This window comes from Luteimonas viscosa (assembly GCF_008244685.1).
GTDB classification, from domain to species: Bacteria; Pseudomonadota; Gammaproteobacteria; order Xanthomonadales; family Xanthomonadaceae; genus Luteimonas; species Luteimonas viscosa.
In genome coordinates, this window is the sequence record NZ_VTFT01000001.1 from 1,340,213 (window position 1) to 1,354,051 (window position 13,839).

13 protein-coding genes are annotated in these 13,839 nt (G+C 71.4%); 5 read left to right on the plus strand and 8 right to left on the minus strand.

All coding sequences use genetic code 11. From position 1 onward, the window contains the following. Nucleotides 1–22 precede the first annotated feature (22 nt). The 4 genes from thiE (at nt 23) to FZO89_RS06095 (ending at nt 5,071) form a co-directional block, all read left to right on the plus strand. Nucleotides 23–676: a thiamine phosphate synthase gene (gene thiE / locus FZO89_RS06080; RefSeq protein ID WP_149104066.1), complete on the plus strand. Its 654-nt coding sequence runs from the start codon at nt 23–25 to the stop codon at nt 674–676. 94 nt (nt 677–770) lie between these two features. Beyond that, entirely contained in the window at nt 771–2,066 is a 1,296-nt protein-coding gene (gene hemL / locus FZO89_RS06085; protein ID WP_149102402.1) for a glutamate-1-semialdehyde 2,1-aminomutase, read from the plus strand. Next, the gene (locus tag FZO89_RS06090) at nt 2,063–2,677 is read left to right on the plus strand and encodes an HAD-IA family hydrolase (protein ID WP_149102403.1); all 615 of its coding nucleotides are present in this window, start codon (nt 2,063–2,065) and stop codon (nt 2,675–2,677) included. Before hemL ends, FZO89_RS06090 begins: the two co-directional genes overlap by 4 nt. 144 nt (nt 2,678–2,821) lie before the next feature. Then, nucleotides 2,822–5,071 (plus strand): TonB-dependent receptor family protein, encoded by a 2,250-nt coding sequence (locus tag FZO89_RS06095; RefSeq protein ID WP_149102404.1) that lies wholly within the window; start codon nt 2,822–2,824, stop codon nt 5,069–5,071. 150 nt (nt 5,072–5,221) lie between these two features. Here FZO89_RS06095 and FZO89_RS06100 read toward each other — a convergent pair whose 3' ends face one another. The 7 genes from FZO89_RS06100 to FZO89_RS06130 all read right to left on the minus strand — a co-directional run bounded on the left by FZO89_RS06100 (nt 5,222) and on the right by FZO89_RS06130 (nt 11,097). Next, on the minus strand, nt 5,222–6,442 hold the full coding sequence (locus tag FZO89_RS06100; RefSeq protein WP_149102405.1) for an acetylornithine transaminase: 1,221 nt from the start codon (nt 6,440–6,442) through the stop codon (nt 5,222–5,224). 95 nt (nt 6,443–6,537) lie between these two features. After that, nucleotides 6,538–7,206, minus strand: coding sequence for a hypothetical protein (locus tag FZO89_RS06105; protein ID WP_149102406.1), 669 nt, complete (start codon nt 7,204–7,206; stop codon nt 6,538–6,540). Nucleotides 7,207–7,280: 74 nt separating this feature from the next. Continuing rightward, nucleotides 7,281–8,378 (minus strand): FecR family protein, encoded by a 1,098-nt coding sequence (locus FZO89_RS06110; protein ID WP_149102407.1) that lies wholly within the window; start codon nt 8,376–8,378, stop codon nt 7,281–7,283. After that, nucleotides 8,375–8,920: an RNA polymerase sigma factor gene (locus FZO89_RS06115; protein ID WP_149102408.1), complete on the minus strand. Its 546-nt coding sequence runs from the start codon at nt 8,918–8,920 to the stop codon at nt 8,375–8,377. Before FZO89_RS06115 ends, FZO89_RS06110 begins: the two co-directional genes overlap by 4 nt. A 62-nt stretch (nt 8,921–8,982) precedes the next feature. Further along, nucleotides 8,983–9,420, minus strand: coding sequence for a VOC family protein (locus FZO89_RS06120; protein ID WP_149102409.1), 438 nt, complete (start codon nt 9,418–9,420; stop codon nt 8,983–8,985). A 110-nt stretch (nt 9,421–9,530) separates the two neighbouring features. Continuing rightward, complete coding sequence (locus tag FZO89_RS06125) at nt 9,531–10,349, minus strand: SDR family oxidoreductase (RefSeq protein WP_149102410.1); 819 nt, start codon at nt 10,347–10,349, stop codon at nt 9,531–9,533. Between the two features lie 85 nt (nt 10,350–10,434). Then, nucleotides 10,435–11,097 carry a protein kinase family protein gene (locus FZO89_RS06130; RefSeq protein ID WP_149102411.1) on the minus strand — a complete coding sequence of 221 codons (663 nt, stop codon included), beginning with the start codon at nt 11,095–11,097 and terminating at the stop codon, nt 10,435–10,437. 47 nt (nt 11,098–11,144) lie between these two features. Between FZO89_RS06130 and FZO89_RS06135 the strand changes: the two genes are divergently transcribed. Next, complete coding sequence (locus FZO89_RS06135; RefSeq protein WP_149102412.1) at nt 11,145–13,157, plus strand: bifunctional DedA family/phosphatase PAP2 family protein; 2,013 nt, start codon at nt 11,145–11,147, stop codon at nt 13,155–13,157. On the opposite strand, the gene FZO89_RS06140 is transcribed toward FZO89_RS06135, so the two are convergent. Further along, nucleotides 13,140–13,712 (minus strand): LON peptidase substrate-binding domain-containing protein, encoded by a 573-nt coding sequence (locus tag FZO89_RS06140; RefSeq protein WP_149102413.1) that lies wholly within the window; start codon nt 13,710–13,712, stop codon nt 13,140–13,142. The genes FZO89_RS06135 and FZO89_RS06140 overlap by 18 nt on opposite strands. Nucleotides 13,713–13,839: the final 127 nt, after the last annotated feature.

Genomic DNA, 13,839 nt, shown 5'->3' on the forward strand with positions numbered 1-13,839 from the left:
GGGCGAAACCGAGGCGGCCGCGATGCACCCGACACGCGCGGGCGATGCGCGCGGCCTGTATGCGATCACCCCCGACATGACCGACACCGGCGCGCTGCTGGCGCGCGTGGCCGGCGTGCTGCCGTACGCGACCTGGCTGCAGTACCGGAACAAGGCCGCCGGCCGCGCGCTCAGGCGCGAACAGGTCCGCGCCCTGCTGACGGTATGCCGCGCGCAACGCGTGCCGCTGATCGTCAACGACGACTGGCGGCTGGCTGCCGAGTGCGGCGCCAACGGTGCCCACCTGGGTGAAGACGACGGCGAACTGGCCGCGGCTCGCGCCGCACTGGGCCAGGGGTCGATCCTCGGTGCGTCCTGCTACGACTCGCTCGAGCTCGCGCGCCAGGCCGTGGCCGCGGGCGCGAGCTACGTGGCGTTCGGCGCGTTCTTCCCGACATCGACCAAGGCCACGACCCGACATGCGCCTCCCTCGCTGCTGCGCGAATCCGCGGGCCTCGGCGTGCCCCTGGTGGCCATCGGCGGCATCACGCCCGACAATGCGGCGGCGCTGGTCGCAGCCGGCGCCGACCTGCTGGCGGTGGTCGGCGGCGTGTTCGGCGCCGATGATCCGGCCGGCGCGGCGCGGGCCCTTCTTCGCGCGTTCCCGCCACCGGCTCCCGGCGCGACCGGTGCCTGACCGGCCCGGCGGCCCGCTCTCCCGCAGATGCCGCGCGCGATGAAGGCATGCCGTGCGTATGCCCCCGACGATCGAACCCAGGGATTGAACCAGCATGAACCATGACCGCTCCCACGCCCTCTTCGAGCGCGCCCGCACGCTGTTGCCCGGGGGCGTGAACTCCCCCGTGCGGGCCTTCAAGTCGGTCGGCGGCGAGCCGTTCTTCGTCGACCGCGCGGACGGCCCCTGGCTCTACGACGTCGACGGCAACCGCTACATCGACTACGTGGGCTCGTGGGGGCCGATGATCGCCGGCCACAACCATCCCCGGGTACGCGAAGCGGTGCAGGAGGCGATCGGCCAGGGCCTCTCGTTCGGCGCGCCCTGTGCGGCGGAGGTGACCATGGCCGAGACGATCACACGCCTGGTGCCCTCCTGCGAAATGGTGCGCATGGTCAATTCCGGCACCGAGGCGACGCTGTCGGCGATCCGGCTGGCGCGCGGCGCCACCGGGCGCATGAAGATCGTCAAGTTCGAGGGCTGCTACCACGGCCATGGCGATTCGTTCCTGGTCAAGGCCGGCAGCGGCGCGCTGACACTCGGCGTCCCCACCTCGCCCGGCGTGCCGAAGGCGCTGGCCGACCTGACCATCACCCTCCCCTACAACGACTTCGACGCCGCAAGCGCGCTCTTCGACGAGGTCGGCGGCGAGATCGCCGGCCTGATCATCGAGCCGGTGGTCGGCAACGCCAACTGCCTGCCCCCTCGCGAGGGCTACCTGCAGCACCTGCGCGCGTTGTGCACCCGGCACGGCGCGTTGCTGATCTTCGACGAGGTGATGACGGGATTCCGGGTGGCACTCGGGGGCGCGCAGGCGCGCTATGGCGTGATCCCGGATCTGACAACCTTCGGCAAGATCATCGGAGGCGGCATGCCGGTGGGCGCCTATGGTGGCCGCCGTGCGCTGATGGAACGGATCGCGCCGGCGGGCCCGATCTACCAGGCCGGGACGCTGAGCGGGAACCCGGTGGCCATGGCCGCGGGGCTGGCGATGCTGGATCTCGTGTCGGCGCCGGGTTTCCATGACCGGCTGGAAGCGGCGACGCACGCGTTGTGCGACGGCCTCGAAGCGGCGGCGCAGGACGCCGGCGTTGCGTTCACGACCACCCGCGTCGGCGCCATGTTCGGCCTGTTCTTCACCGACGCGCCGCAGGTCGACACCTATGCGCAGGCGGTGGCCTGCGACACCGCGGCGTTCAACCGCTTCTTCCACGCCATGCTGGCGCGCGGCGTGTACCTCGCCCCCTCCGCGTTCGAGGCGGGCTTCATGTCGGGCGCCCATGACGGGGCGGTGATCGACGCCACCCTGGCGGCCGCGCGGGAGGCGTTCGTCGCAGTCGCCGCGGGATGAGGCCGCGCATTCGCCAGCTGCTGTTCGACTTCGACGAAGTCCTGGCGAAGTACCACCACGAAGCCCGCATCGCATTCCTGGGGCGCCACGCCGGTTGCGCCCCCGAACGCGTGCGCGAGGTCCTGTTCGCCTCCGGACTGGAACGCGAGTACGACGGCGGGCGGATCGATACCGCGACCTACCTGGCACGGCTGGGCGACGGCGTCGGCAAGGTGATCGACGAGGCCACGTGGATCGCGTCGCGCCTGGCCGGCAGTCGCGCCGACCCCGCGCTGCTGGCCCACGTCGCCGCGCTGGACGCGTCGTTGCCACTGGCGGTGCTGAGCAACAACGGGGCGCTGATGGCACGCGCCATCCCCCGGGTCCTCGGGACGGCTGCCGATCGCTTCGAGGGCCGCGTGCTGTGCAGTGGCGGATTCGGGCTGCGCAAGCCCGACCCGGCGATCTTCACGGCAGCACTGGTCCACCTGGGCTGGGACGCGGGCAGCACGCTGTTCGTCGACGACAGCTTCCGCAACGTGCAGGGTGCGCGCCACGCCGGCATGCACGCCGACACGGTCACCGACCTTCGCTCGCTGCGCCGGGTGCTGAGGCGCTTCCAGCTGGCCTGAACTCTTGCGCGGCGGGTGAACCAGGCGATGCGCAGCGGCACGAGCGCCCGGTAGGCGGGGCCATTGTTGTAATGGGAATCAATATCATTACAATTTCATCTACTTTTAACGCCGCGGCCCCGCCGCACCTGCTGGAGAACCCTGATGCCCGGAGCCGGCCCGCACCACCCCGCCCCCCTCGCCGCCGCGCTGCTGTCCGCCCTGGCCATCCTGGCCAGCACGGCGCAGGCCGAAACCTCGTCCGCGGCCGAAGCTGAAGCCGCACGCATCAAGGAGGTCGACGCGGTGCGCGTGATCGGCCACCCCGAGGATCCGCAAAGCTCGACCGGTTCGGCCTACGTGCTCACCCCGCGCGAGCTCGACAAGTTCGAACGCGGCAACGTCAACAACGTGTTGCGCAGCGTGCCGGGCGTGTACACGCGCGAGGAGACCGGCGAAGGCGTGTTCCCGCGGATCAGCATCCGCGCCTCGTCGTCGGGTCGCAGCGACCGGATTTCGGTACTCGAGGACGGCGTGCCGGCGGCGATGGCGCCGTACGCCAATACCTCCGCCTACTACTTCCCCAACATCGGCCGCATGAACAGCGTGGAAGTGCTGAAGGGGCCGGAAATCCTGCTGCACGGGCCGCACACCACTTCGGGCGTGGTCAACCTGCTGTCGACGCCGATCCCCGAGGACGCCGCCGGCAGCCTGAAGGCGGAGATCGCCTCGTTCGACACCCGCAGGCTGCATGCGCACTATGGCGCCACCGCAGGCCAGTGGGGTTTCCTGCTGGAGACCTACCAGAGCGATGGCGACGGCTTCCACCAGATCGACCGCTCCGACCTCGGCGCCGGCCACGACATCGACGAGTACGTCGGCAAGCTGCGCTGGAGCAGCGCGCCGGGCGCCACGTACTCGCAGCAGATCGACCTGAAGCTCGCTTACGGCGAAGAGACCGCACGCGTCAGCTACCTGGGCCTGACCGACGCCGACTTCCGCGAGGACCCGGACCGCCGCTACGGACTGAGCGAACTCGAACGCATGGACCGCGGCCGCAAGTCGGCCAGCCTCCAGCACCAGATCGGCTTCAGCGAGAGCACGTGGCTCACGACCACCGCTTACCTGGTCGACACCTACCGCTATTACGACCGCCTCAACCAGATCAACGGCATCGGGCTCGGCGGCGTCACCGGCATCGTCAATACCGGCGGGACGGACGCGGACCTCGTCCAGGGCATCCTCGACGGCACCGCCGATACCACGCACGCCAACGGCGTGCGCTACGGCCACAACCACCAGGCGTTCGAATCCAGGGGGCTGAAGGTGGAACTCGAGCACGCCTTCGCCACCGGCAACGTGCAGCACACCCTGATCGCGGGCACCCGCTATCACGAAGACACCACCAGGAACGCCGACAAGGGGCGTTCCAACAGCTACTACCAGCAGGTCAACGGCGACCTCGTGTACCAGGGCACGGATCTCGTCACTCCGCAGCGCGGCGATGCCGAGGCGTGGTCGGCGTGGGTCGCCGACCGCATCCAGCTCGGCGACTGGAGCCTGCTGCCGATCGTGCGCCACGAACGCATCCGCACCCGGGCCAATCTGGCCACCGATGCCACCCCGGCACAGATCGCCGCACGCAGGGCCAACAGCATCGACAAGACCACGGCCGGCTTCGGCGCCAACTACGCGGTCAATGCCGAGTGGACGCTGCTGGCTGGCGTGCACCAGGGCTTCGCACCTCCGGGCAACGGTTCGGCGCAGGGTACCCGCGGCGAGGAAAGCACCAATGTCGAGGGCGGCGTACGCTACCGCAACGGCCGCTTCGGGATGGACGCGATCGGCTTCCTGACCGACTACAAGAACGCGATGCGCACCTGCCTCGTCGCCAACCCCTGCTCCGGCGGCGTTGTGGACGGCAGCGAGCAGACCGGCGCGAAGGAAGTCCATGGCCTCGAACTCGGCCTGTTCGCGGAGCTGTATTCCACCGGCGCGATCAGCGTACCGCTGCGCCTGGCCTACACCTGGACCGACGGCGAATACACCCGTGACTCGGACACCGGCAGCGTGCTCGACGGCGATGTGATCGAGTACACGCCCAGGCAGATCGGCCAGGTGCAGCTCGGCGTCGAAGGCGGAGGGGGCTGGAATGCCTACGCCGCGCTCAGCTATTCCGACGGTGCGTACACCAGCAATACCGCGGGACGCGCCGGCGTGGACGACACCTACCTGCGCACCGAAAGCCTGTTCACCGTGGACCTAGCCGCGACGTATCCGCTGTCGCCGACCGCCGAGGTATATGCACGCATCGACAACGTGCTTGACGAACGCAGCATCACCCACCGCGGGGCCGATGGTGCGCGCGGCAATGCACCGCGCGGTTACGCAGTGGGTCTGCGGCTGGACTTCTGAGCCCGTCCATCCGGCCTGCCGCCTGGCGGCCTAGCCTGTCTCCAGCCCCGGCGCGTTGGCGCACGCCGGGGCGTTTGCGTCGCCACGTCTGGGGGAACGAGTCCGGAGTCAGGAGGCCGTCACGGACTTCGCGCCGCCTGGTGTCGAACTTCAGCGGGGAAAGGCGCACAGCGCCAGGTGCAGGCGCTTCAGCCCTTCGCCCAGCTCCTCGTCACTGATGTTCAGCGGCGGCACGAAGCGCAGCACGTCGGGGCCGGCCTGCAGCAACAGCAGGCCCTGCGCGGCGGCGAGGTCGAGGATCTCGCCCGCGCGCCCGGCATGGGCGGGCGCGAGCACCGCGCCGAGCATCAGGCCGCGGCCGCGGACCTGCGCGAACAGGCGCAGCTCGCCGTTGATCGTGTCCAGCCCGGCGCGCAAGGCCGCCGCCTGGCGCGCGACGTTGTTGGCGATCTGCGGCGACGACAGCTTGCGCAACGCGACCCGCGCCACCGCCGCGGCCAGCGGGTTGCCGCCGAACGTGGTGCCGTGGGCACCGAACTGCATCGCTTCGGCGGCCCTGTCGCCGACCAGCATCGCGCCGATCGGGAAACCGCCGCCCAGCGCCTTGGCCAGGGTGACCACGTCCGGCACCACCGCATCCTGCCAGTGGGCGAACAGCGTGCCGGTGCGGCCCATGCCCGACTGGATCTCGTCGAGCACCAGCAGCGCGCCGTGGTGGTCGCACAGCTCGCGTACGGTGCGCAGGAAGCCAGGCGCGGCAGGCATCACGCCACCCTCGCCCTGGACCGGTTCGACCATGACCGCGGCCACGTCGCCGGCGGCCATCGCGATCTCGAGCGCGACGACGTCGTTGAAATCGACGTACCGGAAGCCGCCGGGCAACGGTTCGTAGCCTTCCTGGTACTTCGGCTGCGCGGTCGCGGTGACCGCGGCCAGCGTGCGTCCGTGGAAGCTGCCGCGGAACGTGACGATCACGCGCCTGTCCGGCGCGCGTCCCTGCGACGTCGCCCACTTGCGCACCAGCTTGATCGCCGCCTCGTTGGCCTCGGCGCCGGAGTTGCACAGGAACACGCGTTTCGCGAAGCGCGAAGCGGCCACCAGTTCCTCGGCCAGCCGCAGCGGCGGCTCGCTGTAGAACACGTTGCTGGTGTGCCACAGCTTGCCGGCCTGCCCGGTCAGCGCGGCGACCAGGTCCGGGTCGTTGTGGCCGAGCCCGCAGACGGCGATGCCGGCCGACAGGTCGATGTACTCGCGCCCTTCGCTGTCCCAGACGCGCGCGCCCTGCCCGTGGTCCAGGATCACCTCGCGCTGACGGTAGACCGGCAGGTAGACGTCGCGGCCGAGGGCGAGAAGGTGCGGCAGGTTCGACATGGCACGGGGATCGGATCGGCGGGAGCGCCATTGTGCGCATGCGGGGCGCCGATCGCACGCCCCGCCCGCGACGCTACCGCGGGCGGGGCAGGACCTCAGTTCGCGAGCAGCGCCATGTTCCCCGCCGGCAACCGGTCGCCATCGCCACCCGCCCGTGCAAGCCGTGCATGGCGCACGGCATCGTGGCGGCGACCGTCCGCCCTGGCGACCAGCGCGGCGGCGAAGTGCATCGCCGCATCGCCTGGCCGCAGCGCCAGCGCCCGGGCGATCTCCTCACTGCCCTCCCTGCCGTCGAGCAGGACGCGCAATGCCGCCGCGTCCACCTCGCCGAACCCGGGCATGTCGTAACCCTGCAGCCGCACCACGTCCTCGAACGTTTCGCGCAGGTAACCCGCATCGAACAACGCGAGCGCCCTCGCGTCGTCGTCGCCTGCGGTGGCGACGCGCGCATCCAGTGCCCGCGCCAGCGCGCGGGCGATCCCGCCATCGCGGCTGGCGTACATCGCGGCGCGGCGCAGGGTTTCCATGCGCGCAATCACCGGGGTCTGTGGCGTGAGCAGGGCCTGGGTGCCTTCGACGAGTCGCGTGCGGTCGTAGCCGGCCAGGGGCTGGTTCCAGCGGTCGCCGCCCCAGGGCAGCGACGGCGCGCCTGCCGTGTCGAAGGGGTCGCACAGCAGGGGCGGGCCGGCGAACGCGGGGGCGGTGAGCAGCAGGGCCGACAGGCCCATGCGGCGCAACCGGCTGGCGATGGTGCGATGGTCCATGGTCGTTCTCCGTTCGATGCGCGGATTGCGCCATGGCAGGACGCCACCGCGGCGCGAGGCGTTAACCGCCGCGCTCACCGTCGATCCTCGCGCAGCAGGATCCGGGCGTCATCGCGCGCGGCGAACGCATCCGGCCACTGCATCCACCAGCGCTTGATCCGCGGATACGGCAGCGCGTCCCACCATGGCGACAGCGCGTGTGCGCCACGCTCGCGCAGCGCGGCGCGGGTGACCCGCGCATCCGCCGGCATGATCGCCTGCGCGCGCTCGTAGAGGGGGCCTTCGGCCAAGGCCGGATAGGCATGCAGCAGCGCCACCAGGCTGATCGCATCCTGCGCGCGGGACTCGGCCAGCAGCGCGCGCATCGCCACACCCCCGGGATCGGCGTCGCGACCCTGCGCATCCAGCGTGCGCAATGCGGACAGGAAACCGTCGCTGGCGCCGAGGTCGTACGGGATGCCCGGCTCGCCGCCTTCGCCGAAGTCCACGCGCGTGCCCTGCGGCACCAGCACTTCGCGCCAGCGGCTGTCCACCTGCACCCAGCCGCTGCGCACGGTCAGCGATCCACGTCCCCCGCCATCGGCGCGCAATACGAATTCGCAGCCGAGGTCGAACACGTCGCCGGCCGGCGTGGACACGCCGAAGGCGCCGGGCGGCGCCCACACTCGGGCCCAGAGCGTGCCCTGCTGCAACTGCGTGCGATGGCGGCCGCTGCGGGTCTCGACCAGCCGGAACCGCGAGCGGGGGCCGACGACGACCTCGCCGATGCGCGCCGCGCGCAGGCGCACCGTGGCATCGCCGGTTTCGAGCAGCGCGCGCGGTGGCAGCGCGTCGAGCGAAGCCACCATGGCCCCGTCGATGCGCACGTGGCCTTCCAGCCCGGCCACCTGCCACGCGCGCGCTTCCGGCCAGGCCATGCGATGCGCATGCCAGCCGTACAGGCCCGCGGCGGCGAGCGCCAGCGCCGCCGCAACGGCGTACGCGCCCCGCCGCCGCGACCCACGCTTGCGAAGGCGCGGAACCGGCACCGCCACCTCCGCGCCACGGCGGGCGCTGTCCTGCCAGCGCAGTGGCGCCAGCAGGCGTTCGAGCCCGGCGACATCGGCATCGGGTTCGCCGCTGCGGTCCCAGAGGTACTCGCCGTCGCGTGCGTGCTCGAACGGAGGCTTCATGCGCTCTCTCCTTGCGTTGCCATCGACAGCGCCTCGCGCAGCATCGTCATGCCGCGATGCAGGTTCACGCGCACGCTGCCCGGCGTCAGCCCGGTGCGTTGCGAAATCTCCGGCCCGCTCAACCCCTCCACCAGCCGCAGCATCAACATCTCGCGATACGCCTCCGGCAAGGCGCGGATCGCCTCCAGCGCGCGCGCCGCATCCAGCCGGACGCCGGCCTCGTCGCCGCTGCCGACGCGTTCGAGCGCGTCTTCGCCTTCGACCACCGGACCGGCGCGGCGATGCCTGTCGATCGCGGCACGCCGCGCGATGCTGACGATCCAGCCCGGGAACGCGGCATCCTCGCGCAACTCGGGCAACCGCCTGAGCGCGGTCTCGAAGACGTCCTGGGTCAGGTCGTCGGCGTCGAACCGGGGGACGCGGCCGAGCAGCACGCCATGGACCACGGGCGCGAAGCGGCGGAACAGGCGGTCCAGCGCACCCGCGTCGCCCCTGCGCGCTGCGGCGACCGTCGCGGCCGTGCTGTCATCGGGTTCGGCCACGCGTTCCTCGCAACGGGTTCCACGGACAGGACGTGCCGGTGGCGCGTGGTGTTAACCCGGTTTCACCAGGAGCCGGTGTTCGGCATCGACGCCCAGGGCTCGGCCGGCGGCAGCGCAGGGCCCTTCTGCAGGAGTTCGATCGAGATCAGGTCCGGCGTGCGCACGAAGGCCATGCGGCCGTCGCGCGGCGGGCGGTTGATGGTGACGCCCATCGACTGCAGGTGCGCGCACAGCGCGTAGATGTCGTCGACGGCGAAGGCGAGGTGGCCGAAATTGCGCGCGCTGCCGTAGTCTTCGGGCGGCGAACCGTCGGCCGGCGGCCAGTTGTAGGTCAGCTCGATCTCGGCCTCGGGGTTGTCCGGCGCGCCGAAGTAGACCAGGGTGTAGCGACCGGCGTCGTTGTCCATGCGCCGGGTCTGGCGCAGGCCGAGGCCTTCGGTGAAGAACCGGCTGGTGGTCTCGAGGTCGTGGACGCGGATCATCGCGTGCAGGTATTTCATGTCGTTGCCTCCGGGAAGATCGGCCACGATGCACGCGTCCATCCCGGAACGCCACCGGCGACGCGCGGGATGTGGCCTCGAACGGGATCGGCAGCGCGTGGTCCCCGCCGCTAGTCCAGGAAGAGGTCGGGCAGCAGCGGTTGCGACGGATCGAGGACATAGCGCGACAGATCGGTGACACCGGCCCCGGCGAGCACCTCGTCGTCGATCAGGAAGTTGCCTGTGAACCCCGCCGCAGGCCGGCACAGGATGGCGTGCGCCGCGTCGGCCATGATCTCCGGGGAACGGCCATTGCCCGGCTCGACGCCCGGGATCATGTTCAGCGCGTCGGTCGCGATCAGGGTGCGCGGCCACAGCGCGTTGATCGCGATGCGACGTTCGCGGAACTCCTCGGCCAGGCCCAGCGTGACCAGGCTCATGCCCGTCTTCGCCAGGGTGTAGCCGGTATGCGGCCCCCACCACTTCGGGTCGAGAGACGGCGGCGGGCACAGCGTGAGGACGTGCGGGTCCGGCGCCTGCAGCAGCTGCGGCAGGCAGGCCTGCGCACAGAGGAAGGTGCCGCGCGCGTTGACCTGCTGCATCAGGTCGAAGCGCTTCATCGGCGTGTCCAGCGTGCCGCGCAGCCAGATGGCGCTGGCGTTGTTGACCAGGATGTCGAGTCCGCCGAACGCGGCGACGGTCTTCGCCACCGCCTCCCTCACCTCGGCCTCCTCGCGGATGTCGCACTTCAGCGCCAGCGCGCGGCCGCCCGCCTCCTCGACCGCTGCCGCAGCGGTATGGATCGTGCCGGGCAGCTTCGGGTTCGGCACGTCGGACTTGGCCGCGATCGCGACGTTGGCACCGTCGCGCGCCGCGCGCAGCGCGATCGCCAGGCCGATGCCGCGCGAGGCGCCGGTGATGAACAGGGTCTTGCCGGTCAGAGCAGGCATTGGGGATTCGGAATTCGGGATTCGGGGAGCCTACTCCACCTGCCCGCCCTTCGAATCCCCAATCCCGAATCCCCAATCCCCGCGTTCAAGGCTTCGGCCCCTGCCCCTCGTTGTCCTCCCACTTCAGCAGCCGCCGGGTCACGAACCGGTACACCGGCTTGCCGGTACGGAACCACAGGTCGCGCACCCAGGAGTTGCGCCTGAGCACGCGCTTCTCCACCGGGGTGAGCGACTCGCGGCAGTACATGCGCTTGTGCTTGAGCAGGTGGCGCAGATCCTCGCGGAACAGCAGGCGCATCCAGCGCGAGCGCGGGTCGCCGCGGGCGGCGAGCTGGAAATCGATGATCGCCGGCCGGCCGTCCTCCAGGACCAGCCAGTTGGCCTCCTTGGCCAGGTCGTTGTGGGCCACGCCGCGCCGGTGCAGGGCCTGCAGCAGGCGCCGGGCGGCACGGAAGTAGGCGACGTCGCCGCGCGGCGGCCGCTGGTACATCGCCGCGCCGGCCATGAAGCTGCGGTCGAGCCGGCGCCCGTCCCAGGCCAGCAGTTGCGGCACGTCGGCCAGGCCGGCCACCCGCTGCAGTGCCCGCGCCTCGCGCCGCGCCAGCCACCAGGCCGGCAGCCGCAGCCAGGCCGGCACGTGGGCGAGGTCGCGACGCACGAATTCGCCCCCGGCCCCGCGCATCAGCGAGATCCGGCCGAAGCTGTCGGCCTTGAGCGCATGGGTCTCGATGGCGGCGTCGCGGTCCATGACGCCAGTGTAGGCGAGCGCTCAGCGACGGCTGCCATAATTCGCGGATGGACTCCGGCTGGTTCGACGCCACGCTCGCCTGGATCAGCGCACACCCGGTCGCCGCCGGCGGCCTGATCTTCCTCATCGCGCTCTGCGACGCGATCATCGTGCTCGGCATCGTGGTGCCGGCGCTGCCGCTGCTGTTCGCGATCGGCGCGCTGATCGGCCTGGGCCACATCGATGGCACCTATGCGGTCACGTGCGCGGCGCTCGGCGCGTTCCTCGGCGATGGCATCGGCTACTGGGTCGGCCACCGCTGGGGGCCGCAGTTGCGCGAGCACTGGCCGTTCCGCCGCTACCCGCAACTGCTCGACCGCGGCGAGCTGGTGTTCCGCCGGCACGGCGCGAAGAGCATCCTGATCGCACGCTTCGTCGGCGCGATCCGGGCCTTCGTGCCGGCGATCGCGGGCATGCTGCGGATGCCGCTGCGGCGCTACGTGCCGATGAGCCTGCTGGCCTGTTTCCTGTGGGCCGGGATCTTCCTCGCGCCGGGCTGGATCTTCGGTGCCTCCTACGACGCCGTCGCGGCGGTGGCGGACCGGCTGGTGCTGGTGTTCGCCGGGCTGTTGCTGGTGCTCGCGCTGGCCTGGGCCGGGGTGGTGTACAGCTACCGCTGGTTCGACCGTCATGCCAACGACCTGCTCGCGCGCGCCCTGCGCTGGACCCGGGCGCACCCGCGCCTGGGCCGCTACGCCGCGGCGCTGATCGACCCCAACCGCCCCGAGTCTGCCTCGCTGGCGATCCTGGCCGCCTGTCTGCTCGCGATCGGCTGGGCCTGGTTCGCGCTGATGGGCACGGTATGGATGCGCGGCGAGCCGCTGGCGCTGGACCTGACCGTGTTCCAGGCCATGTACGAACTGCGCAACCCGCTGGCCGACCGGCTGATGGCGGGACTGGCCTCGATCGGCGACTGGGAGGTGCTGCTGCCGGCGTCGACGCTGGCGCTGGGCTGGCTGCTGTGGCGGCGCCGCTGGATCGCCGCCGCACACTGGGTGGCCGCACTGACCTTCGGGCTGGTGTTGACCACCGGGCTGGCGAAGCTGATCGACATGCCGCTGCCGCCCACGGCCCACAGCGGCTTCGGCTTCCCGTCGGTGTCGGTGACGATGGTCACCGTCACCTTCGGCTTCTTCGCGGTGCTGATCGCGCGCGAGCTGCCGGGGCGCTCGCGGGTGTGGCCCTACATGGTCGCCGGCCTGGTCGGCGCGCTGCTCGGATTCGCCCGCCTGTACCTGGGCGCGCACTGGCTCAGCGACGTGGTCGGCGGGATGCTGCTGGGCATCGTCTGGCTGCTGGTGCTCGGCATCGCCTACCGCCGGCATGTGGCGCGCTCGTTCTGGATGCGGCCGCTGGCGGCGATCTTCTACTTCACGTTCGCGATCGCGGCGATCTGGCACGCGCCGAAGGCCGTCGACCCGCTGCTGCAGCGGTTCAGCGCCCCCGAACCGGCGATGGTCCTCGATCGCGAGACCTGGTGGAACGACGACTGGGCGCGGCTGCCCGCGCAGCGCCGCGAGCGCGACGCCAGCCGGCGCTGGGCGCTGGAGGTCCAGGTCGCCGGCGAGCTGGCACCACTGCAGGGCCACCTGCGCACCCTGGGCTGGAGAACGCAGGCGCAGGCCGACTGGACCGCGACCCTCGGCCTGCTCGACGACGACATGCCCCCCGGGATGCAGCCGGTATTGCCGGCCACGCTGGGCTCGGAGGCCGAATCCCTGCTGCTGCGCCGCCCGGCCGCGGATGGCCGCGTCCACGCGCTGCGGCTGTGGCGCGCGCCGGCACGACTGGCCGACGGTACGCCCCTGTGGATCGGCGCCACCCAGACCCTGGCGTTCGAACGTCCGCTGTACGGCCTGTTCGGCATCTGGCTGCCGGTGACCGACGACGGTGCCGCCTATGTCGAACTGCGCCGGGCGCTGACCGGATTCCCGGTGCGCGAGGCCCCGCATCCCCACTCCGGCGCCCCGGTGCTGCGGGTGCGGACCGACCCCGTCGCCCGGTCAGGACAGCAGCGCTAGCAGCTCGTCCAGGCGCTGGTCCGGATCGTCTTCCTGCAACAGGCGCTGGCGCTGCGGCAGGGTCAGCGGCAGCAGTTCGGCCAGGCGCCAGCCGACCCAGGCGGCATCGTCGAAATGCGGCTCCGGGATCCGCACGTCGGCTTCGCCCAGTTGCTCCAGGATCCGGCGCAGCACCTCGCCCAGCAATGCGTGCTGGGGCTGCAGCTCGGCCACCGGGTCCGGATCGCACCAGTCCACCTCGGCCACCACCAGGCCGTTGTCCCGCACCCGGGTGCGGGCGACGTGGAACCGCCGGCCGCCGCGCAGGCGCAGGTGCAGCAGCCCGTCGGGGCCGTTGTCGAAATCCTCGATCCGCGCTTCGGTGCCCCAGGCCATGGGCATCGCGGGCGCGCCCGCCTCATCGCCCTGCGCGATCAGGCACACGCCGAAGCCGCTGCCGCTGCGGCCGCAGTCGCGCACCAGGTCGAGGTAGCGCGGTTCGAACACGCGCAGGCCCAGCGCCGCGCCGGGAACCAGAACGGCATGCAGCGGGAACAAGGGCAGGGAGTCGGACATGGAGGGAAGTCTAGGCCGGTGCCCGGTGTCGGGGGTGCAAATCCCAAGTGAGGGAGAAATGGTCCGCGATGGAAAGGTTCCTGTCAGGACTTCGGATGGACGCCGCGCCCGGGCGCCCCGGGATCGC

Excerpts from the sequence above, each read along its gene's own strand:
- thiE (WP_149104066.1), top strand. The coding sequence starts at position 23 with ATGCACCCGACACGCGCGGGCGATGCGCGCGGCCTGTATGCGATCACC.
- FZO89_RS06095 (WP_149102404.1), top strand. The coding sequence starts at position 2,822 with ATGCCCGGAGCCGGCCCGCACCACCCCGCCCCCCTCGCCGCCGCGCTG.
- FZO89_RS06120 (WP_149102409.1), bottom strand. The coding sequence starts at position 9,420 with ATGAAATACCTGCACGCGATGATCCGCGTCCACGACCTCGAGACCACC.
- FZO89_RS06100 (WP_149102405.1), bottom strand. The coding sequence starts at position 6,442 with ATGTCGAACCTGCCGCACCTTCTCGCCCTCGGCCGCGACGTCTACCTG.
- FZO89_RS06135 (WP_149102412.1), top strand. The coding sequence starts at position 11,145 with ATGGACTCCGGCTGGTTCGACGCCACGCTCGCCTGGATCAGCGCACAC.
- hemL (WP_149102402.1), top strand. The coding sequence starts at position 771 with ATGAACCATGACCGCTCCCACGCCCTCTTCGAGCGCGCCCGCACGCTG.
- FZO89_RS06140 (WP_149102413.1), bottom strand. The coding sequence starts at position 13,712 with ATGTCCGACTCCCTGCCCTTGTTCCCGCTGCATGCCGTTCTGGTTCCC.
- FZO89_RS06110 (WP_149102407.1), bottom strand. The coding sequence starts at position 8,378 with ATGAAGCCTCCGTTCGAGCACGCACGCGACGGCGAGTACCTCTGGGAC.
- FZO89_RS06105 (WP_149102406.1), bottom strand. The coding sequence starts at position 7,206 with ATGGACCATCGCACCATCGCCAGCCGGTTGCGCCGCATGGGCCTGTCG.
- FZO89_RS06130 (WP_149102411.1), bottom strand. The coding sequence starts at position 11,097 with ATGGACCGCGACGCCGCCATCGAGACCCATGCGCTCAAGGCCGACAGC.
- FZO89_RS06125 (WP_149102410.1), bottom strand. The coding sequence starts at position 10,349 with ATGCCTGCTCTGACCGGCAAGACCCTGTTCATCACCGGCGCCTCGCGC.
- FZO89_RS06090 (WP_149102403.1), top strand. The coding sequence starts at position 2,063 with ATGAGGCCGCGCATTCGCCAGCTGCTGTTCGACTTCGACGAAGTCCTG.